This window comes from Bartonella chomelii, from assembly GCF_014138465.1.
Lineage (GTDB): Bacteria > Pseudomonadota > Alphaproteobacteria > Rhizobiales > Rhizobiaceae > Bartonella > Bartonella schoenbuchensis.
In genome coordinates this window covers 32,571-54,987 of the sequence record NZ_JACJIR010000003.1, presented here as the reverse complement: position 1 = coordinate 54,987, position 22,417 = coordinate 32,571, and the positions used below count along the sequence as shown (strand labels likewise).

Annotated in this window: 16 protein-coding genes and 1 other RNA gene; 9 read left to right on the top strand and 8 right to left on the bottom strand. The window is 37.5% G+C overall.

Features of this window, described 5'->3' with window-relative positions; translation table 11 throughout:
- Positions 1–1,665, top strand: coding sequence for a DNA repair protein RecN (recN, locus tag GGR10_RS04585; protein ID WP_182480131.1), 1,665 nt, complete (start codon positions 1–3; stop codon positions 1,663–1,665).
- A gap of 109 nt (positions 1,666–1,774) precedes the next feature.
- Positions 1,775–3,931, top strand: a complete 2,157-nt coding sequence (ligA, locus tag GGR10_RS04580; protein ID WP_182480130.1) for an NAD-dependent DNA ligase LigA — start codon at positions 1,775–1,777, stop codon at positions 3,929–3,931.
- Positions 3,932–4,083: 152 nt separating this feature from the next.
- Here the strand turns inward: ligA and GGR10_RS04575 are convergent, their stop codons facing one another.
- The 8 genes from GGR10_RS04575 to GGR10_RS04540 all read right to left on the bottom strand — a co-directional run bounded on the left by GGR10_RS04575 (position 4,084) and on the right by GGR10_RS04540 (position 13,562).
- The gene (locus GGR10_RS04575) at positions 4,084–5,910 is read right to left on the bottom strand and encodes an aminopeptidase P family protein (protein WP_182480220.1); all 1,827 of its coding nucleotides are present in this window, start codon (positions 5,908–5,910) and stop codon (positions 4,084–4,086) included.
- A 13-nt stretch (positions 5,911–5,923) separates the two neighbouring features.
- The gene (locus tag GGR10_RS04570; protein WP_182480129.1) at positions 5,924–6,793 is read right to left on the bottom strand and encodes a 50S ribosomal protein L11 methyltransferase; all 870 of its coding nucleotides are present in this window, start codon (positions 6,791–6,793) and stop codon (positions 5,924–5,926) included.
- Positions 6,794–6,821: 28 nt separating this feature from the next.
- Positions 6,822–7,403, bottom strand: coding sequence for an SCO family protein (locus tag GGR10_RS04565; RefSeq protein WP_182480128.1), 582 nt, complete (start codon positions 7,401–7,403; stop codon positions 6,822–6,824).
- A 385-nt stretch (positions 7,404–7,788) separates the two neighbouring features.
- Positions 7,789–10,206 (bottom strand): ATP-dependent helicase, encoded by a 2,418-nt coding sequence (locus GGR10_RS04560; protein ID WP_182480127.1) that lies wholly within the window; start codon positions 10,204–10,206, stop codon positions 7,789–7,791.
- 349 nt (positions 10,207–10,555) lie between these two features.
- Positions 10,556–10,738 (bottom strand): DUF4169 family protein, encoded by a 183-nt coding sequence (locus tag GGR10_RS04555; RefSeq protein WP_182480126.1) that lies wholly within the window; start codon positions 10,736–10,738, stop codon positions 10,556–10,558.
- A gap of 8 nt (positions 10,739–10,746) precedes the next feature.
- A complete protein-coding gene (locus GGR10_RS04550; protein ID WP_182480125.1) occupies positions 10,747–11,295 on the bottom strand; it encodes an SspB family protein in 549 nt (182 codons plus the stop codon).
- A gap of 146 nt (positions 11,296–11,441) precedes the next feature.
- Positions 11,442–11,797: a transfer-messenger RNA gene (ssrA, locus tag GGR10_RS04545) on the bottom strand.
- Between the two features lie 457 nt (positions 11,798–12,254).
- Positions 12,255–13,562 (bottom strand): MFS family transporter, encoded by a 1,308-nt coding sequence (locus GGR10_RS04540; protein ID WP_010703971.1) that lies wholly within the window; start codon positions 13,560–13,562, stop codon positions 12,255–12,257.
- Positions 13,563–13,748: 186 nt separating this feature from the next.
- On the opposite strand from GGR10_RS04540, the gene GGR10_RS04535 reads away from it, so the two are divergent.
- The 7 genes from GGR10_RS04535 to GGR10_RS04505 all read left to right on the top strand — a co-directional run bounded on the left by GGR10_RS04535 (position 13,749) and on the right by GGR10_RS04505 (position 22,276).
- A complete protein-coding gene (locus GGR10_RS04535) occupies positions 13,749–14,543 on the top strand; it encodes a thymidylate synthase (protein ID WP_182480124.1) in 795 nt (264 codons plus the stop codon).
- Positions 14,540–15,049 carry a dihydrofolate reductase gene (locus GGR10_RS04530; RefSeq protein WP_182480123.1) on the top strand — a complete coding sequence of 170 codons (510 nt, stop codon included), beginning with the start codon at positions 14,540–14,542 and terminating at the stop codon, positions 15,047–15,049. Before GGR10_RS04535 ends, GGR10_RS04530 begins: the two co-directional genes overlap by 4 nt.
- Positions 15,050–15,169: 120 nt before the next feature.
- The gene (gene hflK / locus GGR10_RS04525) at positions 15,170–16,312 is read left to right on the top strand and encodes an FtsH protease activity modulator HflK (RefSeq protein WP_182480219.1); all 1,143 of its coding nucleotides are present in this window, start codon (positions 15,170–15,172) and stop codon (positions 16,310–16,312) included.
- A 2-nt stretch (positions 16,313–16,314) separates the two neighbouring features.
- Positions 16,315–17,208, top strand: coding sequence for a protease modulator HflC (gene hflC / locus GGR10_RS04520; protein ID WP_010703965.1), 894 nt, complete (start codon positions 16,315–16,317; stop codon positions 17,206–17,208).
- Between the two features lie 199 nt (positions 17,209–17,407).
- Complete coding sequence (locus tag GGR10_RS04515; protein ID WP_182480122.1) at positions 17,408–18,892, top strand: Do family serine endopeptidase; 1,485 nt, start codon at positions 17,408–17,410, stop codon at positions 18,890–18,892.
- Positions 18,893–19,352: 460 nt separating this feature from the next.
- A complete protein-coding gene (gene miaA / locus GGR10_RS04510; RefSeq protein WP_182480121.1) occupies positions 19,353–20,228 on the top strand; it encodes a tRNA (adenosine(37)-N6)-dimethylallyltransferase MiaA in 876 nt (291 codons plus the stop codon).
- Positions 20,229–20,476: 248 nt separating this feature from the next.
- On the top strand, positions 20,477–22,276 hold the full coding sequence (locus GGR10_RS04505; protein ID WP_182480120.1) for an acetolactate synthase 3 large subunit: 1,800 nt from the start codon (positions 20,477–20,479) through the stop codon (positions 22,274–22,276).
- Positions 22,277–22,417: the final 141 nt, after the last annotated feature.

The following is a 22,417-nucleotide window of genomic DNA, read 5'->3' as shown; positions in this document are numbered from 1 at the left end:
ATGCTGATACAGCTTTCGATTCATAATATTGTTTTGATCGAGAAGCTCGATATTAGTTTCCCCATGGGGTTATTAGTTTTAACTGGGGAAACGGGTGCTGGAAAATCTATTTTACTTGATTCTTTATCATTAGCTCTTGGAGGGCGTGGAGATGCTTCACTTGTGCGCCATGGTGCAGAGCAAGGGCAGGTGACAGCTGTTTTTGATGTGCCTATTTCACACCCTGTACGCCAGCTTATACGTGAGAATGGTTTTGATAATGAAGGCGATATCATTTTACGACGTGTACAATCAAATGATGGTCGTAGCCGTGGTTTTATCAATGATCAGGTGGCTAGTATTGCATTGATGCGCAATGTTGGTCGTATGTTGGTTGAAATTCATGGGCAGCATGATGATCGTGCACTTGTTGATGTTGATACGCATCGCCGGTTATTAGATGCTTTTGGTGGGCTTGAGAGTGAGGCAGAAAATGTACGCAAATGTTATCGGATATGGCATGAATTAGAGGAACATGTGCAACAGCAGCGTATCAAAGTGGAAGCTGCTACACGTGAAGCTTGCTACCTTCGTGCAAGTGTGGAAGAACTTGAAAAATTTGATTTTACAATTGATGAAGAAAATACACTGTCTCTTCGTCGTGCAGATATGTTGAAACTAGATAAAATAGCGACTGATATTAAGGAAGCTGATGATCTTTTCAATGGTCCAAAATCACCAATTTCTATCCTGTCCAATTTGGTGAGGCGTTTAGAACGGAAAATTCCTGAAGCACAAACACTCATTACACCTGTGGTTAAGTCTATTGATGAAGCATTGCAGGCACTTTCAATAGCGCAAGAGGGTATTGAAACAGCAATGCAAGCATTGAATTTTGATTCTGGTGAATTGGAGCGAATAGAAGAGCGTCTTTTTGCACTTCGGGGATTGGCGCGTAAATACCATGTTTCTGTAGCTGAATTATCTCAGTTATGTGATAAAATGAGAGATGAACTTTCTGATTTTGATTCTGCTCAGACCACGTTGAAGCATTTAAGAGCAAAAGCGCAGGAGGCACAAGAAAAGTATGATGCATCTGCACAAGCCCTTTCCATAAAACGCCAAGAAGTGGCGCACCGTTTATCTACAAGCGTTATGGCTGAGTTGCCAGCGTTGAAGTTAGAAAAGGCAGAATTTACTGTGAACGTGCAAAGTGATTCTGAAAAACGTAATGCAGATGGTATAGATCGTGTTGAATATTGGGTACGAACAAATCCTGGATCACGAGCTGGACCAATGTTGAGTGTAGTTTCTGGCGGTGAATTATCGCGCTTTTTATTAGCATTAAAGGTTGTCTTGGCTGATCGTGGATCAGCTCCTACACTGATTTTTGATGAAATTGATACGGGAATTGGTGGGGCTGTGGCTGCTGCGATTGGGCAAAGGTTGCTGTGTTTATCAAAAAGTGTTCAGGTTTTTGCTATTACACATGCACCTCAGGTTGCAGCCAAAGCTCATAGTCATTTTCTTGTTTCAAAAGTTGAAGGCGATAAAGGGCATTTTGTTACGCGTATTCATAAAATGGAAGAGTGTGAACGTGCTGAAGAAATTGCACGTATGTTGGCAGGGGAACAGATCACTGAAGAGGCACGTGCAGCGGCCCAAAAACTTTTAGCGCAGATATAATTGATTAATGATTGAAATGACAAGCGAATATATATTCGTTTGGATATCTATTGATAACAAAGAATTGAGATTCATATAATTATAAATTGCACGACTTGGAATAAAGTATATGGACAAAAATGCGGTTAAAAATCTTACTGCTCTTGAAGCGGCAAGTGAGTTAGAGTGGTTAGCAAAAGAAATCGCACGTCATGATGTTCTTTATAATAATAATGATCAACCTGAGATTTCTGATGCACAATATGATGCTCTTCGTCGTCGCAATACGGAAATTGAAGCTCTATTTCCTGAATTAATTCGTGCAGATTCCCCTTCATATAAAATTGGTGCACCAGTTTCAGAAAAATTTGAAAAATCTGTTCATGCACAGGCGATGCTTTCTCTTGATAATGCATTTAGTGCTGAAGATGTCAGTGAATTTGTTGAGCGTGTTCGCCGTTTTTTAAGACTTCCATCAACACAGACACTAGAAATGACGGCTGAACCGAAGATTGATGGCTTATCTTTATCTTTGCGTTATGAACAAGGGAAACTTGTGCGTGCTGCAACGCGTGGTGATGGGTATACAGGTGAAAATGTAACTACAAATGCACGAACAATTTCTGATATTCCAAAGGTTTTACAGGGTGAATATCCTGATATTATTGAAGTTCGTGGTGAAGTTTATATAAGGCAAGAGGATTTTCAAGTACTCAATATTAACCAGCAAAAAGAAGGGAAAATAGCTTTTGCAAATCCTAGAAATGCAGCGGCTGGCTCTCTACGCCAGCTTGATTCACGGATAACTGCTAGCAGGAAGCTTAAGTTTTTTGCTTATGCTTGGGGTGAGGTGAGTGAAATGCCGGCTAAAAGCCAAATGGAGATGGTGAATAAGCTAAAAGAATATGGCTTTATTGTTAATCCATTTACAAAAGTTTTCGAAAAAGTAGAAGACCTTATTTCATATTATCATTTTATTGAAGAACAGCGGCAATCTTTAAGCTATGATATTGATGGGGTTGTTTATAAAGTTAATGATTTAGGGCTACAAATGCGTTTGGGGTTTGTATCTCGTTCACCACGTTGGGCAATTGCACATAAATTTCCAGCAGAAAAAGCTACAGCACTTTTAGAAGGTATTGATATTCAAGTAGGTCGAACTGGAGCACTAACGCCAGTTGCACGCCTTGCACCTATCACTGTAGGTGGGGTTGTGGTTACCAACGCAACTTTGCATAATGAGGATTATATTAAAGGGGTTGGTCGTAAAGGTGAACCAATTCGTGAGGGGCGTGATATCCGTATAGGTGATACAGTGATTGTACAGCGTGCTGGTGATGTAATTCCTCAGATTGTTGATATTATTTCTAGCAAGCGTCCAAAAGACGCAACTCCTTTCGTTTTTCCTCATCATTGTCCTGCTTGTGGGAGTCATGCTGTTCGTGAAGTGGGTGAGGCAGTGTATAGGTGCACAGGTGGGCTTATCTGCTCAGCACAAGCGATTGAGCGTATTCGTCATTTTGTTTCACGTAATGCTTTTGATATTGAGGGGCTTGGTAAAAAACAGGTGGAATTTTTCTTTAATATTCAAGATGAAACGCTTTGTATCCGTTCACCGGTTGATATTTTCACTTTAGAGAAACGCCAAAAAAAAGCTTTAACACGTTTGGAAAATATAGAGGGTTTTGGCAGTCTTTCTGTCCGCAAACTTTTTGACGCTATTAATGCACGTCGAGAAATTCCTTTAAGTCGTTTTTTGTTTGCATTAGGTATTCGTCATGTTGGTGAAGTTAATGCACAACGTCTTGCACGTGTTTATCGAAATTATACTGCTTTTGAGGCTGCTGTAATGGCAGCTATTGTGCCACATGATAAGGCAGATGAAGGTAATGAGGAGTGGACAGACCTGATCAGTATTGAAGGGATTGGAGTTCGTGTTGGCAGGGCAATTATTGATTTTTATCAAGAAGCACATAACCGTGATGTGTTATCAGCCTTGCTTCAAGAAGTGACACCTCTTCCTGAGGAAGCTATTGCAACAGATTATTCGCCAATAGCGGGAAAAGTAATTGTTTTTACGGGAACTTTAATGTCTATGTCGCGAGATGAAGCAAAAGCATTAGCAGAGCGGTTAGGTGCCAAAACATCTGGTTCTATTTCTAAAAAGACTGATCTTCTTATTGCAGGGCTTGGAGCGGGGTCAAAATTGACCAAAGCAAAAGAGTTAGGTGTTGAGGTTATCGATGAAGATAGCTGGTCCCAGTTGATTAAAGAGTATTATATTTAAATTTTTTGATGATATATTCCAATTAGTCACTCTTTGTGCAATTATGAGCTTTAGGGTTTTATTTATCTCTGCTTATGAGAAATACGCATTTGTTTTTCCAAAATACCAAAGAGAATGCTTTTGAAACAGAATAAGTGTGCACTTTTATTCAATTAAAGGGGCATTGTGGCTTCTTTTGCCCATTTTTTTTCTTCTGTATTAAGATAAGGTGCATTCACTTTATAAACGTGCGCATGATAGTCATTAAGCCATTGTCGCTCTTGAGTTGTCAAAAGCTCTGGTAAGATTAGCCGTCGATCAATAGGGCAATTTGTGAGTGTTTCAAATGATAGCATGTCTATATCGCCAGAAGTAATTTTTTGTGCAGGTTTCACAATCATTAAATTTTCAATACGAATGCCAAAAGCTCCTTCACGGTAATACCCTGGTTCATTAGAAATAATCATTCCGGGAATGAGTTCTTGACTTCCGTAACGTGAAAGATTTTGTGGTCCCTCATGAACAGAGAGGTAAGAGCCAACTCCATGGCCAGTACCATGCGCATAATCAAAACCAGCTTTCCATAAAGAGATACGTGCTAGAACATCAATATCTTGTCCGCGTGTACCTTTTGGAAATCGTGCAGTTGAAAGAGCAATCATACCTTTAAGAACAAGAGTAAAACAACGTTTTTCTTCTTCTCCAATAAGGCCAATTGCTATTGTACGTGTGACATCTGTTGTGCCGTTGCGATATTGTCCACCTGAATCAACAAGATAAAGCTCACCGGCATTGAGTGGTTTGTTTGTTTCAGTTGTTACACGATAATGAACAATTGCACCATTTGCGCCTGCTGCTGAGATCGTATCAAAGGAAAGGTCTTCGAGTTTTGTTCCCATTTTTTTTGCTGTTATTATGCGAAATTCTTCTAATTTTTGGGCAGCAGAAATTTCACTAATTGTGCCTGGTGTTTGTTTGTCCAACCAAGCAAAAAAGCGGGTAAGTGATACACCATCGCACAAATGAGCTTTGCGTGCACCGTCTAATTCTGTGCTATTTTTAATAGCACGTGGCAAGGCAGCTGGGTCAGTAAGCGTAATGAAAGAATTATTTTCATTTTCAATAACAGTACGCAATTTTTCGCATGTTCGCAGTGGATCTAAAGCAAAAATCATTCCTTTTTGAACATGATCTTTGATCTTTGGAATGAGTTTTTCCGGTTCATATAATTCTACATATTGTTTTAGATAGTTTTTCTGTTCTTGGCCAAGTTTTTTGCTATCAATAAATAGGGATGGCGTTTCTTTGGTTGAAATGAGAGCAAAAGAAAGGGCAAAGGGTGTGTTAGAGACATCATTGCCCCGTATATTGAATGTCCATGCAATAGAAGCAGGATCTGTGAAAATAAAAGCATTCGCTCCGGCTTGCTGTATGTTTTCATAAATCAATGCTAATTTTTCGTCAGTTGTACATCCTGCATATTCAAGAGGATGAATTGATAAGGCAGCTTGCGGTAATTGTGGTTGGTCTTGCCAAATAAGATCAACAGGATTGGCTTTTGTTGCTATAAGCTTTCCTCCTGCTTTAAATTCTAATGCTTTTCTCAATGTAGCGGTAGCAGCAATAGTATGAAGCCATGGGTCAAAGCCAATAGAAAGTTTGTGACCATTTTCTTCTAACCATTGTGAGGGTGGGCAAGTCATCAGGTCTTCATAATCAAAAATCTGAGGATCAGTTTGTTGGCGGACTTGGAGTGTATAACGCCCGTCTGTGAATATAATAGCTTTATTTTTTAAAATTAATGCCATACCAGCTGATCCAGTAAAACCAGTTAGCCAGCTAAGGCGCTGAGCGTGCGGTGGAATATACTCTCCTTGATGTTCATCTGCTCTTGGTACAAGAAAACCATCTAGCCCTATACGTTCAAGTTCTTGACGAAGGGCAAAGATACGCTCTGCAGCATGGGTTGGGTTTGTTATAACATCAAAAGATTGATACACACGATGTCCTTTTTTATTTGAGATGTAAAGTAACCCATCCTTGGCGGTGGTATGTTTCAATGTGTTGCAAGCCTTGTTTTACATAAGCTTTTAGGACATGATCATGCTGTTCTTCAAGGATACCCGATAATATGATAGATCCATTTTTTTGCAAAGCTTGGGTCATTTCTTGTGCAAGTTCAATAAGAGGGCCGGCGAGGATATTAGCAACAATAAGGTCAAAGGGTGCACGTGATGCAATTGTATCATGATTAAAGCCCGTCGCTGTAATAGCTGTGATATATTTTTTAACACCATTGAGTTTAATATTGTGTTGTGCAATTTGAACGGCAATTGGATCATTATCAGATGCAAGTATAGAAATGGGTTTAAGCATTGCCATACCAATGGCTAATACGCCACTCCCTGTGCCAAGATCGAGAGCATTTTGCGGATTTTCAGTTCGCATAATTTTGGTGATCATTTCTAAACAACCAGATGTTGTTTCATGGTGACCTGTACCAAAAGCTTGATTGGCTTCAATTTCAATTGGCAAAACATCAGGTGGGATATTTTTTCGGTCATGACTTCCATAAAGAAAGAAAGGACCTGCATATACAGGTTTTAGCCCTTTAAGACTTTGTTGGACCCAGTCAATATCAGGTAAAATTTCTATATTAATTTTATTAGGGTCTAGAGCAAGAATATCTGCAAAGCGTTTGTACGCACTGTCTTGGTTTTCTTTGTCAACATAAAGTGACAGTTCATAAATAGCGTTTTTTTCATCTATTTCTACCAAAGCAAGAGGATATCCTTCTTCTTCAAAGGCTTCTTCCATAAGAGTATAAAACTGCTCTGCCTCATCTTTGAGGGTTGTACAAAATAAACGAATTTGTTGAGACATATTTTTTCTTTATTAAACGCTTTTTAATTTAGTTTGAGATGAGCTTTTTAAGCCGTTTAATGGCAATATCATCTTTTAATTGATTTTCATTTTCTTCAGTGTTGTAAGGAATAATACCAGCTAGTTTTCCACCTTTTTTAAGCAAGAAAATTGCAGCTGTATGATCGTAAGTATAGTTACCATTTGTTCCAGGCACTTTTTCTGCAACAATGTTGAAAGAAGATACCATTTTATGGACTTTTTCAGGATCTCCACTTATACCAATAATGTTGTTGGTAAAATTGCTTAAATAATCACGTAGTACTTCTGGTGTATCACGTTCAGGATCGACAGTTACAAACCATATACCTAATTTATCAGCATTAGGGCCAATTTCTGTAAGCCACCGATCAAGATCTGTCAGTGTAGTAGGGCAACTTTCAGGGCACATGGTGAAACCGAAAAAAATGGCTGAAGGTTTACTTCTAATATCAGCTTCAGTAACAGTTTGGCCATTGGAATCGATGAGTGTAAAATCATCACCGAGTGGCTTATTTTTCCACGCATCATAAGTAAAAACGCCAGCGAGAAATATGATTGTTAACCCAAAGATGTATATTACATTTTTCATAGCTTAACCTCTTTGAATTTTATAGCTTAATTTTAAAGCATCAGGAATGCTATAATGCTGACAGATTAGTTTTGCAATCTTTGTTTCAACATTATGAAGCGTGATTTGTGCTGTAAGTTTCATAAAAAATATAGATCACAAAATTATCATATCGCAGATGAGCAATAATGAGCAATGAAGTGTTGTATTTTCTATGTGAGGGGTCATTTTACTATCTAAAATCAGCATGCTGTTTTATTGTTTTGTAATGCAATAACAACTGATGCAGGATGAATGAATTTTAAAAAAATTTTTTAAAGGTTGGAAAAACCATCCTGATATTAAACGATAATAAAATTGCGTAAAGCGCAGTTATTTGGAAATAAGCGTGCTAATGGTTTTTGTGTTAAGCTTTAGTTACAAAGTCATCAAGAACACGTTTTTCACCGGCTTTATCAAACAAAATAGTTAATTTATTACCACCTATTGCTGAAATATGACCATAACCAAATTTGATATGAAAAACGCGATCATTAATTGAAAAAGCTGATGGTGTATCAGACGCGGATTGGGAAGTGGCTTTTCTTTCAATATTTTTTTTCTGATGAAATTGAATGGGACTAAAATCTAAATCACTATTTTCATAATCAGTTTTCTTAATATAACTGGATGACTGTGCACTCCAATTATTATGTCTTGCTTCTGTTTGATTTTTATGTGCACTTTTCCACCCTGGTTTTGAGTACTGACCGTAACCACCATAAGATGTTTCATTTTCTAGCACTTCTATATGTTCTCCTGGCAATTCATCTAGAAAACGAGAGGGAAGGCTAGATTGCCAAAGCCCATGAATGCGTCGATTAGAGACAAACCATATATGCAGATTTTGTTGTGCTCTTGTTAGACCTACATAAGCAAGTCTGCGTTCTTCTTCTAGTCCTGCACGGCCACCTTCATCTAGTGAGCGTTGATTGGGAAAAAGTCCTTCTTCCCAGCCAGGAAGGAAAACTGTTTTAAATTCAAGCCCCTTAGCTGAATGAAGGGTCATAATATTAACTGCATCCATATTTTCGTTATGCTCAACATCCATAACTAATGAAACATGTTCTAAAAAACTGTGAAGATTTTCAAATTGTTCCATAGAACGAATCATTTCTTTAAGATTTTCTAAGCGTGTTGGTGCTTCTGGCGAACGATCTTCTTGCCACATTTCCATGTAGCCTGAATCATTAAGGATCATTTCAGTAAGCTCTGTCAGTGGTGTGCGTGGTGATAGGTTTTGCCAGCGATGAAAGTCTTCAATAATGTTGCGTAAAGCATTTCGTGCTTTAGGTTTTAGTTCATCTGTTTCAATTATTTCAATAGCAGCAGAAAAGAGAGGAATAGCGCGTGCACGTGCATTATTATGAAGGTGGCGTAGTGTTGTCTCTCCTAAGCCACGTTTGGGTGTATTGATAATACGTTCAAAGGCTAAATCATCGGAAGGTTGAGCAACAACACGCAAGTAAGCTAAGGCATCACGTATTTCCATTCGTTCATAAAAACGTGGACCACCAACGACACGATAGTTAAGACCAAGTGTTATAAAACGCTCTTCAAATGCGCGCATTTGAAATGATGCTCGCACTAATATAGCCATGTCATTTAAAAAATGCCCAGATTGTTGTACTTGTTCAATTTCTTTCGCGATGGCACGTGCTTCCTCTTCCGAATCCCATGCGGCATGGATTTTTACTTTTTTCTCTTCGTTATTTGTTTTATCTGAGAAAAGCGTTTTTCCAAGCCTTCCCTGATTGTGAGAAATAAAATGAGAGGCCGTTTTAAGAATATGCGATGTAGAACGATAGTTGCGTTCTAAACGGATGATTTTTGCAGGAGGAAAGTCTTTTTCAAAGCGCAGTATATTATCAACTTTAGCACCACGCCATCCGTAAATGGATTGGTCATCGTCACCAACACAGCAAAGATTGACCTGCTGTCTTGTAGATTGTTGCGCCAAAAGACGAAGCCAAAGATATTGCGCTGTATTTGTGTCTTGATATTCATCTACAAGGATATAGCGAAATTTAGCATGATATTCATGAAGAATATCTGGGTTATGTTGGAAGATGTTAATGGAATGGAGCAAGAGATCACCAAAGTCACAAGCATTAAGGCTTTTTAGCCGATCCTGATAACTGTGATAGAGTTCACGCCCCATACCTTTAGCAAAGGCATAAGAATCACTTTCTGAAATATGATCTGGTGAAAGCCCCTGGTTCTTCCAAGCATCTATCATCGTTGCCAAACTACGTGCCGACCAGCGTTTGTCATCTAAACCTGCAGCTTGAATGAGCTGTTTTAAAAGACGAACAACGTCATCAGTGTCAAGAATGGTGAAATTGCTTTTTAAGTCGATAAGTTCTGCATGGCGGCGTAAAATTTTTGCACCAATGGAATGAAACGTTCCAAGCCACGGCATACCTTCAATAGCTTCACCAACAAGTTCAGCAATGCGGGTTTTCATTTCACGTGCTGCTTTATTTGTAAAAGTAATCGCTAATATTTGCTTAGGGTGGGCAAGACCAAGGTGCAAAATATGAAAAATGCGTGTGGTAAGAACACGTGTTTTTCCCGTACCAGCCCCGGCAAGAACTAACAAAGGCCCTTCTGTGTTTATAACAGCTTCTCGTTGTTCTGGGTTAAGTTTTTCCAAATATTCGGGCTCGTATTGTGCTTTTTCTTTTGCTACTATAGCACCGGGAGTTAATTCAGAATTATTTTCAGGCTTATGGGGGAGCTCTTCATCTTCAAAAAATGGTACGTGATTAGAAAAGTCATTCATTATATTTTTTATGTATTATTTTTTTGATTGAAACGCTAGTTTTAAAATTCTTCTCGGAGAAAATCTCAACATTCTCAGGTGAATGAGTTTATAAAAATAACAGAAATGAAACAAAAGCAGTATTAAAACTATTAAGTGAGAGATTATAAAGTACGGTAAACACAATAATAAAACTGAAATATTAAATTTTTTCAGTCTTTTATTTTCAATATTAAGGGTCATTAAATATAAAAATTATTTTTTTGCGAACTGTTTTTATCTCCAAAATGGTTATTCTAAAAATCTACTTGTAAAAGGCTTATCAATATAAGCGAATAGTTTTTGACCAAACATTTATTTTCATTTTTTCTCATTCACTGTTAGATAGACGGTTTTGATCAAGAAATTTTTGAGCTTTTAAAAGTTCTTTTTTATCAAAAAGTTTCTCAAGTTTTGTTCGTCCAAAACGATAACGATTTTCCTCTGCATGAATAGTTTGCTCAATACGTTTCTGCTGTTTTCGAAATTGACGAAGGTTAATTACTTTAGTCATGGACAGGTTCATTTATTTTTTCGAAAAGAGTCTAAAGAAACAACATCAGCACTTTGTTTGGTATCATTGTTTGAAGGTTCTTTATCCCTTTTGGGATTCTGTGTTTTTATAAGCTCATTTTCTGTTTTTTGTTTGTTTAAAGAAATATCGGGTGTATGTGGAGCACTTTCTGGATTTTCATTTTCTTCAGAAGTGGGATTAGCAGGCAAATCAAATGCCGCTTCAAATGCCGCTACAGGGTCATAAAAAACTTGAATGGAGGTAAAAGGAATAATTAATTTTTCAGTAATTTCTCCAAAGGATAAAGTAACTTCAAAAGCGGTTTCTGATACGTTCAAGTCTCTAAATTGATGTTGTAGTACGATTGTCATTTGATCAGGATAACGACTTTTGAGTCGAGAAGAGATTTTTACTGCTGGTGCCTTTGTTGAAAAGGTAATAAAAAAGTGATGATTACCCGGAAGACCTGCTTTAGCCACTTCTAACAAAACTTTGCGGATAACTCCACGGAGCGCATCCTGAACGAGAATATCGTAACGGATTTGATCTTGAACCATTGAAGTTTATTCCTTTTAATTTATGCAATTGTTGAAGCGCAAGTAATATAAGTGCAATGAAACGTTTTTTAAAGCTGGCAATATTTTTCTACCACATATTTGATAACAATTCGTATATCTTGTTTGTCAAAATAAATACTTATAAAAGTGAAGGCTTCTGTTGCCAGGTGCCTCCGAACCCCGCTTAAACCTGCGACGGTTTAAGGCTTAATTTGAAGCCTTCGCACTGCTTAAGCAGCGAGACGTGCTTCCGCATAGTTGTCGTTTGCAACTACTAATTTAGTCCGATGACGGTGGTACAATGCCGAGTAAAAGAGCAATCTTTACACCCTTGTCGATCCTATTTCGCCCCCACCAAAGTATAAGCTTGTTGATTATATTTTGGTGGAGGCGCCGGGTACCGCCCCCGGGTCCAATGAGTTTATTCCATTGTCCGTTTATTACCATAGCTGGAAAACCAGCACTTTTAAATATAGATGAAGAACAGTCTTTGGGAAAGGGGGAATTGTTAATATTTTAAATCTTTTCATTATTGGTAGGTTTCAAGATTTTATAATGTGATTGTAAAATGTAATTATTCATTCTTAGTTTTATGTATGAAATGACACATAATTTAGTGGAGTAGTTTAATATAAAACGATTTTGATGAGATTGGCTAAAAATGGCTTAGATATCGCTTAGCTTTGCCTATAGAAACTAAATGCAGCCATTTTCTGCTGGATAAAAGAGAGCGTGAAGTGAATTCAAAACTTATTGGGTGATAAAAGCAAAGCACTGAAATGGCTATTTCAAAAGTGGTGGTATGATTGGGAAATCGTAAAAAATATACAGCTTTTTGTTATAGTTACTAGAAAAGCAAATGCACTTGATGAAATTCTAATGCAAGTTTTTATAGAACAATCAAAAAAAAGCCCGAGAAAACCGGGCTTTTTAATCGATCTTTTTAAAAAATGAAAAACTTACTGGATTTCATCTTTTTGAAGATATCCATTTTTTCGAGGATCTGGCATCAAAACAATTGCGATGAATGCAATTATCATCATACCGGTTATATAAAAATAGAAGACAGATCCATATCCAATATCTTTTAATCCAAGTGCTACAGATTCAGCAGAACCACCAAATAGCGCGTTAGCAATGGCGTAAGATAAACCAACCCCTATTGCACGTACGGAAGAGGGGAACATGTCTGCCTTTATGATACCAGAAATGGATGTGTAGAAGCTTAGAATGCATAGCATTCCAATAATAATTGATAAGGCAACCCACATATTGTCGGTATTACCAATTATTTTAAGTCCAGGAATGGTGAAAATGACAGATAAAAGACTCCACATAAAGAGTGAAGCTTTTGTTCCAATCTTGTCAGCTAAAGCACCAAATGCTGGCTGGAATAACATAAAAACAAAAAGAGCTATTGTCATTATGGTTGTAGCTGTGTGCTTATCAAACCCGCTGGTAGTGATCAAATACTTTTGCATATAAGTTGTGTAGGTATAAAATGTGAGCGATCCTCCAGCTGTAAAACCAATAACCAAAAAGAAAGCTTTTCTATGGTTGCGCAGAAGTTCCATAAGGCTACCTGCTTGTTTTTTAGAACGACTTTCTTCAGTGGTTGTTTCATGGAGAGTACGACGTAAAAAAATCGCAACAATCGCTGCTAGTCCACCAATGGCGAATGGAATACGCCAGCCCCATGCTTTCAACTGATCTTCTGTAAGATAAAGTGCCAGAATAAATATAACAAGGCTAGCTAAAAGCTGACCACCAATCAGTGTAGTATATTGGAAAGAACTAAAGAAGCCCCGGTGATTTTTAAGAGCAACTTCACTCATATAAGTTGCTGTCGTACCGTATTCACCACCAACAGAAAGTCCTTGAAGCATACGAAGTAAGAGAAGAAGAACTGCTGCTGTTACTCCGATAGTTTCGTATGTGGGAAGTATAGCGATTAAAAATGAACCTCCGCACATCATAAAAACAGAAATAAGCATTGAACGTTTGCGGCCATAACGGTCAGCGATATAACCAAAAAGCCATCCACCGATTGGACGCATAAGAAAACCAATGAAAAAGACTGCGGCAGCTTTTAAGAGTTGGGCAACAACATCACCATCTGAGGGAAAGAATTGCGACGCAAAGTAAATAGAAGCAAAGGAGTAAACATAAAAGTCATACCATTCTACCAGATTACCTGATGCACTAGATACAATAGACATGATACGTTTTTTTGTATCATGTGCTGCTAAAGTTACATTATTTTCCATATTATCCCTCTTGAGTTCATATTGGGTTATTTCCTTCTACAGTATTTTATCTTTTGCGTCATCAAAATTTAAATCGCATAATAATAATTTCCTATGAAAGATGCTTTTTGGTTTATTTGAATTGTGTTTTTATGAATTTTAAAATTTCAATTTCCTGTAATAAATAGAATCAGCCATAATACTTTTATGAAAGTTTACCTTGATCTTTTATCCCATGTTTTAAGTAACGGTGTTGATCGTTCAGATAGGACAGGTGTGGGAACGCGATCAATTTTTGGATATCAGATGCGATTTAATTTGCAAGCAGGTTTTCCACTTTTAACAACAAAAAAGTTGCATTTGCGTTCAATTATTTATGAACTTTTGTGGTTTCTTAAAGGTGACACAAATATTGCGTGGCTAAAGGAACACGGCGTATCTATTTGGGATGAGTGGGCCGATAAAGATGGAAATCTTGGTCCTATTTATGGTTTTCAGTGGCGTTCTTGGCCTGCACCTGATGGGCATTATATTGATCAGATCAGTAATCTTTTAGATACGATTAACACAAATCCTGATTCGCGTCGTTTGATTGTATCAGCGTGGAATCCTGCGTCAATAGAGGAAATGGCTTTACCACCTTGTCATTGTTTATTCCAATTTTATGTTTCTGATGGTAAATTGTCATGCCAACTTTATCAGCGTTCGGCAGATATTTTTTTAGGGGTTCCATTCAATATTGCTTCTTATGCGTTATTAACGATGATGATTGCTCAAGTTACTGGTTTGAAAGTGGGGGATTTTATTCACACTCTTGGTGATGCTCACCTTTATGTTAACCATTTTGAACAGGCAAAACAGCAATTATCCCGTACACCGGGTGTTTTACCTGTAATGTTTATAAATCCAGAAGTAACAGATCTTTTTTCTTTTAAATTTGAGGATTTTAACTTGCTTAATTATGAAGCTCAACCCCATATTAAAGCGCCGGTGGCAGTATGAAGCTTCCAATTTATTTGATTGCGGCTGTTGCCCAAAATGGTGTTATTGGTTGTGAAGGCACAATGCCTTGGCGTTTATCAACAGATTTGCAACGTTTTAAGGCTTTGACTTTGGGTAAGCCCATTATTATGGGGCGAAAAACTTGGGATTCTCTTGGGCGCCCCTTACCAGGGCGCACAAATATTGTAATTACGCGCAATCGTACTTTTACAGCTGAAGGTGCTGTTATTGCTCATTCTTTGTCTCAAGCTTGTGATATAGCAGAAGAGGCGGCCACTCAAAATGGTGCAGATGCAGTTTTTATTATTGGGGGTGGTGAAATTTTTCAACAAGGATTAATGATTGCTCATAAAATATTCTTAACAGAAATTTTTGCATCTATTGAAGGTGATAGTTTTTTTCCCATTTTTGATAAAGAAAAGTGGACTATTATTGAAACACAATATATTCCACAAGGAGACAAAGACAATTATCCGACGCGTTTTGTAATTTATGAACGGCAGTAGCCATTTAAATGAAAGAATTTATCGATTGATTGTAAACAGGTCATAGACCTTCTATAAGGTCAATGGTTAAGTTTTGAAAATGGTTGGTTGTGATTCATAGCACTAATTAAAGAGGTAATGATGCCCTGGACAAATCAAAATGGCAGTGGCCCATGGGGTGGCGATAGAAATAAACTTGGTGGTGATAAAAAATTACCGCCTAAGAATCCTTTTGGTTCTGGTGGCAATAACGGCGGTGATAATGGCTCTAATCTTGATGATATTCTGCGTAAAGGGCAGCATCAGCTTAAGCAGTTTGGTGAGAGTGGTATTTTTATTGTGTTATTTTTGCTTGCTGTTCTTTTTTGGCTATTCCAGTCTGTTTATATTGTGCAGCAAAATGAACAAGCAGTAGAGTTGCGCTTTGGTGTTCCTAAAGCAGGTATTGTTGGTGATGGTTTGCATTTTCATTTTTGGCCAATTGAAACCTATATGAAAGTGCCTTTAACGGAAAAAACAATCGCAATTGGTGGTCAGTCTAATCAGACGCAACAAAATGAAGGCTTGATGCTTTCAAGTGATCAAAATATTGTTAATGTAAATTTTTCTATATATTATCGGATTTCAAATCCTAGCCAATTTTTGTTTAATGTGAGCGATCAAGAAGGAACAGTACGTCAGGTTGCTGAAAGTGCAATGCGCGAAGTGATTGGGTCACGACCTGTTGATGATGTTTTACGCGATAAGAAAGAAGAAGTGGCTGATGATGTCAAAAAGATTATTCAGTTGACTGCAAATAAATATCAACTTGGTGTTGAAATAAACCGTGTATCAATTAGTGAGGCTGCTCCTCCTACTAAAGTTGCTGCTGCGTTTAACTCTGTCCAACAAGCAGAGCAAGAACGTGGGCGGATGATTGAGGAGGGTAATCGTGTGCGTTTTACTAAGATTGGTTTAGCTAATGGTGAAGCTTCACGCACACGGGAAATTGCAAAAGGTGAAAAAGCACGGATGATTGAAGAAGCAACGGGGCGTGCTCAACATTTTCAAGCTATAGCTCGTGAGGCTGCAATTGCGCCTGAGGCTGTTCGCTACCGTTTTTATATGGAAACAATGGGGCGTATTCTTTCTTCACCTAATAAATTAGTTTTGAATCAAACAGATTCTCCAGCAATACCTTATTTACCACTGAATGAATTGTTGCGTAATTCATCAGAAAAAACAGCGACAACATCAACACATTCCTCATCATTATTGGGGTCTAGTGTTTCTGGAGGGCGTTAATTATGCAGCAATCTCGTTTCTTTTTTATTTTGGGTGTTATAGTATTTGCTCTTGTTACTTTATGGGCATCTATTTTTATTGTTTATCCTCGTCAGCAGATGGCGATTAAGCGTTTTGGACAGATCGTAAAAGTAGAATCTGATCCTGGTATTTATTTTAAGGTTCCTTTTTTGGATCAGACAGTTGTTATTGATAACCGGCTGTTGCGTTATGATTTGCCTACACAATCTGTGCAAGTGCGTGGTGGTGCCTATTATGAAGTGGATGCATTCTTTATCTATTGCATTACGGACCCTAAATTGTTCTTGCAACGCATTGCGTCGGGTCGGCCACACATTGCTGCACGTGAAAATCTTGCACCGCGTTTTATTGATGCTTTGCGCGCTGTTTACGGTAAAAGAGAATTCAAAGCAGCTTTATCGGACGAACGTGGAGCAATGATGGCTGAGGTACAACGACAATTTTCTGTGGATGCAGGTTCGTTGGGTATTACCATTGTTGATGTGCGTATTCGTAAAACCGATTTAACTGATGCTGTTTCTGAAGATGTATATCGGCAAATGGCGGCTGAACGTGAAGCAGCTGCAGAAAATATTCGTGCTCGTGGTCAACAAGAGAGAGATCGTATTGTGGCAGAAGCTAACCGTGAATATGAAGAAATTGTAGCAGCAGCAAAACGTGATGCTGAAATTACACGTGGTGAAGGGCAGGCTGAAAGTATTCGCCTTTTATTAAATGCCAGAAAAACCAATCCATCGTTTTATGATTTTTGGTTGGCAATGGAGCAGTATAAGAATTTGGAGCAAACTTCGATGGTGATTTCACCAAAGGAGGATTTCTTTTTCTATTTCCGTAATTTACCGCAAACAAAATCAAATGTTAGCACTGATGGTTGATATGGGGTAATAAAACTGATAAAAAAATGAAGGAATAGATCACAGCTGTAGACTTTGCTTTTTCATTAAAAGCGTAACGTGTGGCCATTTTCTTTTATGATGAAGTTTGTATGGTATTGTAACGAACATGTTAGTTTTGCAGAAATGAATTTGATAATGCTTTTTAAGCATTGAGCAAACGCATGTTATAGGTAGAAATATGTTACTGAAACGCTTTGTCACGGTAATCATTATCTGTATGGTTTTGTCTTTATTAAGATCAGTAAGTTGGTCTAATGTTACCTTACAGAAAGATATATCACTATCAGTTCCTGATTTAGCTGCTACCCTTTTAGATACAGTTGTGAATATTTCTACAACGCAAATAGTTGATGGGACTGAGCAAGATGAACATACTCCTGCTCCTGTTATTTCGAAAGATTCATTACTACAGGAGTATTTTGATGATTTTTTTACACCAAAAGATGGTCAGGAGGGTAGTCAGTTTCAAAAAGTACGTTCCCTTGGATCAGGTTTTGTAATTGATGCTCAAAAAGGGCTTATTGTTACAAATTACCACGTTATTGTGGATGCTGATGATATTGAGGTTAATTTTACTGATGGCACAAAGCTAAAAGCAAAATTACTTGGAAAAGACAGTAAGACAGATTTAGCTTTACTTCAAGTAACACCAGGAAGCAAAAAATTAACAGCTGTACGTTTTGGTAATTCAGAAAAAGTACGTATTGGTGATTGGGTTATGGCTATCGGTAACCCTTTTGGTTTTGGTGGTAGTGTAACGGTTGGAATTATTTCTGCACGTAATCGTGATCTTAATGCTGGTCCTTATGATAATTTTATTCAAACAGATGCAGCAATTAACCGAGGAAATTCTGGGGGTCCATTATTTGATAGAAATGGTGAAGTGATTGGCATTAATACAGCAATTGTTTCGCCTTCTGGAGGATCGATAGGGATTGGTTTTGCCATACCATCTGATATGGCTATTTCTATTATCAATCAATTGCGTGATTTTGGGGAAGTAAGACGCGGTTGGTTGGCTATTCGTATTCAACCTGTGACAGATGATATTGCAGAAAGCTTGAAATTGGATCAGGCTGTTGGGGCGTTAGTTGCGGGTAAAATCGAACATGCAAAAGTAGATAATAGTCAATTACATGTTGGTGATGTTATTCTTTATTTTGAGAATACCAAAATAAAGAATGCACGTGATTTACCGCGTTTAGCAGCAGAAAGTCCTGTAGGGAAAGTGGTAAATATTACGGTTTTACGTGATGGGCAGGAAAAAACAGTAAAAGTTAAACTTGGTCGTTTAGTTGAAACTGATTCAGATGAAAGTAAAGCGGAAAAATCTGATAAGAAAAAAAGTAGCGCAGATCCTACTACAATTCAGCTTATGGGGATGACATTATCGGCACTTAACTCTGATTTACGCCAACGTTATTCAATTACTGATAAGCTTAATGGATTAGTTGTGACATCTGTAGCACGAGATAGTGCGGCTGATAAAAAACGTATTCGTGTTGGTGAGGTAATAGTTGATATCAATCAAAGTACGGTCACAACAGTTGATGATGCTAAAAAACGTTTTCATAAATTGCGTGAAGCAGGACGCAAAAACGCTTTATTTATTGTTGCTCGTCCTGATGGAGAATTGCGATTTGTAACAATCCGAATGGATTGATTGCTTTGCAATACCTTTGTTTTCGTTGTAAGAAATAATTTTTATAAGGCAGTGCTTTTATGCGTAATGCTGATAAAAAAGCTATTATTGTTTATAGATAACGCATGATGTTAATAATATCTGTATGCAAATTCTAATTTTTTAGCCCATTTAGAATATATTTTATCGTAATTGAAGTTCATACCTACAAGAAAAAGTTTTTATAGAGAGTAGTTTTAATTTATCTATTAATCATAATTGCTTTAATCTTATTTTAGAATTATCACATTGCTTGTTTTACTTTTTAAAGAATAAAAATACCGTTGCGTTAGCTTTTTCTCTTTATTTAAATGTATCAATGCTTCTTGTATTCACATTTTGAAAAATTTATTTATAACGTCATAGGTAAATACTGAATTCCATATTAATGATGAGCATTGCAATTGAGTGATTGATTAATGGATATAAAAGGCTTCCATTCATGACACAGAGAATGGTTACATTGATAGCTGGTCCAACGGCAAGCGGAAAGTCAAAACTTGCATTAAAAATAGCTCAAAAAAAGAATGCTATTATCATTAATACTGATTCTATGCAGATTTATGATGTATTGAATATTTTAACAGCAAGGCCAACAAAAGCTGATACTTTGATTATTCCACACTATCTTTATGGTTATGTAAGTCCCACTTTTAACTATTCGGTAGGGCAATGGTTGAGCGATGTTGAAAAGCTTTTAAGCTCATTTCCGTTGAAACCACTTATTTTTGTCGGGGGAACAGGGCTTTATTTTCGTGCGCTTTTAGAGGGGATTTCAAAAATCCCTTCTATTCCAGATGCTATACGAGAAAAATGGCGAATGCGACTTTATAAAGAAGGAGCTGAAAGTCTTTATCGTGAGTTATTGCAGGTTGATACTGTTCTTTGTGAAAAAATTGCTCCACAAGATGGACAACGAATTGTTCGTGCTTTGGAAGTTTATGAATCGACAGGTAAGAGATTAAGTTGGTGGCAAAAGAAAAAAACAAAATCCTTAATTGCGCAAGATTGTTTGGAGAAAATTCTTCTTATTCCCCCACGTCAATTACTTTATGAACGCATTAATGAACGGTTTAACCATATGGTTGAAAGAGGAGTGTTAGAAGAAGTAATTGCTATGAAGAAACTCATGCTTTCCCCTTTACTACCAGCGATGAAAGCTATAGGGGTACGTGAACTTATGGCTTATTTAGATGGGTATAAAAGTTTTGAAGATGCTATTGAAGAAGCAAAAATGCAAACTAGAAGATATGCAAAAAGGCAAATGACGTGGTTTAATAACCAATTTGATGACAAATGGAGTCTCATTTATTCATAAAACAAAGAGTAGGAAAAAATATCAAAATCGTTTAAGGAAAAGAGAATATTTTGAATTAAAAATTTTTCAAAAAGCAATTTTCAATTGACGAATAACATTAATGAAATTAAAATCCTCATCTATAGAAAGTGCTCTTATCATAGTTGCTTATGAAGATAAGAAGTTCGGTTTATGATATTTTCTCCTTATATGCTATAGGCTCCTTTGGAGCCTTTTTTGTTATGCTGTAGAGTAGGCGAGTAGAAAAAATGACAGATCATCCAAGAACAAAAGATAGAGCAGATGGGAAGATAATGTCAGGGGCTGAAATGGTAATTCAGGCTCTCATTGATCAGGGGGTTGAATATATTTTTGGTTATCCTGGTGGAGCTGTTCTTCCTATTTTTGACGCGATTTATAAACAAGATTCATTTCAACATATTTTAGTGCGTCATGAACAAGCAGCAGGCCATGCGGCGGAAGGCTATGCACGCAGTACCGGAAAAGTTGGCGTTATGCTTGTAACTTCTGGTCCGGGAGCAACCAATGCTGTAACTCCTTTGCAAGATGCATTGATGGATTCTATCCCTATTGTTTGTTTTTCTGGTCAGGTACCTACAACTTTGATTGGAACAAATGGTTTTCAAGAAGCGGATACAGTTAGTATTACGCGGTCTTGTACTAAACATAATTGGCTTGTTAAAGATGTGAATGATCTTGCACAAATTATTCATGAAGCATTTCATATTGCTCGATCGGGGCGTCCAGGGCCAGTTTTAGTTGATATTCCTAAAGATATTCAATGTGCTTCAGGTGTTTATAGGGCGCCTCAAACTATGACATCTACACATTATCATGCCCAACCAAAAGACGATGCAAAAGCTATTGAACATGCTGCTTCTCTTTTAGCAGAAGCTAAACGGCCTGTTATTTATTCTGGTGGTGGTGTTATTTCATCAGGACTTGAAGCTGTACGACTTTTGCGTGATTTAGTTCAATTGGGAGATTTTCCGATTACTTCAACATTAATGGGGCTTGGTGCTTACCCTGCTTCTGGCAAAAATTGGCTTGGAATGCTCGGAATGCATGGAACTTATGAAGCTAATATGACCATGCATCATTGTGATGTCATGTTAGCTCTTGGCGCGCGGTTTGATGATCGTGTTACTGGGCGGCTTGATGCATTTGCACCTCATGCGCGCATTATACACGTTGATGTTGATCCTTCTTCTATCAATAAAATAGTTAAAGTAGACGTTCCTATTATTGGGGATGTCGCCTATGTTTTAAAAGATATGATACAATGTTTGCGTGCACTACAACCTGTATTGAATAAGAAAATTCAGGATGAGTGGTGGACACAAATTAATCAATGGCGTGCTCGTAATTCGTTAGTATATGTCGAGAAAAAAGATGTTATTATGCCGCAATATGCTCTTGAACGGCTTCACGCTCTTACCAAAGATGCCAATACTTATATTACAACTGATGTTGGGCAACATCAGATGTGGGCTGCACAATATTGTCGTTTTGAGGAACCAAACCGTTGGATGACTTCTGGTGGTCTTGGAACAATGGGGTATGGTTTTCCTTCTGCTATTGGTGTTCAGATTGCACATCCTGATGCACTTGTTATATGTGTTTCTGGTGATGCTTCAATTCAGATGAATATTCAAGAACTTGCAACAGCAGTTCAGCATAATACACCTGTAAAGGTTTTTATTTTGAACAATCAGTATATGGGTATGGTTCGTCAGTGGCAGCAATTATTACACGGTAATCGTCTTTCTAATTCTTATATAGAATCGATGCCTGATTTTGTTAAATTGGCGCAGGCTTATGGAGCAGTTGGTATTTGTTGCTCAAAACCAGATGAACTTGATGATAAAATTCAGCAAATGATTGATTGCGATAAACCGGTTTTATTTGATTGCCGTGTTGATAATTTAGAAAATTGTCTTCCTATGATCCCGTCTGGGTGTGCACATAATGATATGCTGTTGCCTGATGAGGCCAATGATGAAGTAGTTGCTAATGCTGTTCCTGTTACAGGAAAATTATTCGTATGAAGAGTTTGAAATCTGTTATATTCAATTAAGAATTTTATTTCAGCGTATTTCACTATTCGTGATCATGATTAATAGAAATTAGTATGTCGGTCTTAAGTTGATAATAAGTCGGGTATTTAAGCATATATCATTGATTTATTT

Coding starts and splice junctions, on each gene's coding strand:
- recN (WP_182480131.1), top strand. CDS start 1: ATGCTGATACAGCTTTCGATTCATAATATTGTTTTGATCGAGAAGCTC.
- ligA (WP_182480130.1), top strand. CDS start 1,775: ATGGACAAAAATGCGGTTAAAAATCTTACTGCTCTTGAAGCGGCAAGT.
- GGR10_RS04570 (WP_182480129.1), bottom strand. CDS start 6,793: ATGTCTCAACAAATTCGTTTATTTTGTACAACCCTCAAAGATGAGGCA.
- GGR10_RS04565 (WP_182480128.1), bottom strand. CDS start 7,403: ATGAAAAATGTAATATACATCTTTGGGTTAACAATCATATTTCTCGCT.
- GGR10_RS04560 (WP_182480127.1), bottom strand. CDS start 10,206: ATGAATGACTTTTCTAATCACGTACCATTTTTTGAAGATGAAGAGCTC.
- GGR10_RS04555 (WP_182480126.1), bottom strand. CDS start 10,738: ATGACTAAAGTAATTAACCTTCGTCAATTTCGAAAACAGCAGAAACGT.
- GGR10_RS04550 (WP_182480125.1), bottom strand. CDS start 11,295: ATGGTTCAAGATCAAATCCGTTACGATATTCTCGTTCAGGATGCGCTC.
- GGR10_RS04540 (WP_010703971.1), bottom strand. CDS start 13,562: ATGGAAAATAATGTAACTTTAGCAGCACATGATACAAAAAAACGTATC.
- GGR10_RS04535 (WP_182480124.1), top strand. CDS start 13,749: ATGAAAGTTTACCTTGATCTTTTATCCCATGTTTTAAGTAACGGTGTT.
- GGR10_RS04530 (WP_182480123.1), top strand. CDS start 14,540: ATGAAGCTTCCAATTTATTTGATTGCGGCTGTTGCCCAAAATGGTGTT.
- hflK (WP_182480219.1), top strand. CDS start 15,170: ATGCCCTGGACAAATCAAAATGGCAGTGGCCCATGGGGTGGCGATAGA.
- hflC (WP_010703965.1), top strand. CDS start 16,315: ATGCAGCAATCTCGTTTCTTTTTTATTTTGGGTGTTATAGTATTTGCT.
- GGR10_RS04515 (WP_182480122.1), top strand. CDS start 17,408: ATGTTACTGAAACGCTTTGTCACGGTAATCATTATCTGTATGGTTTTG.
- miaA (WP_182480121.1), top strand. CDS start 19,353: ATGACACAGAGAATGGTTACATTGATAGCTGGTCCAACGGCAAGCGGA.
- GGR10_RS04505 (WP_182480120.1), top strand. CDS start 20,477: ATGACAGATCATCCAAGAACAAAAGATAGAGCAGATGGGAAGATAATG.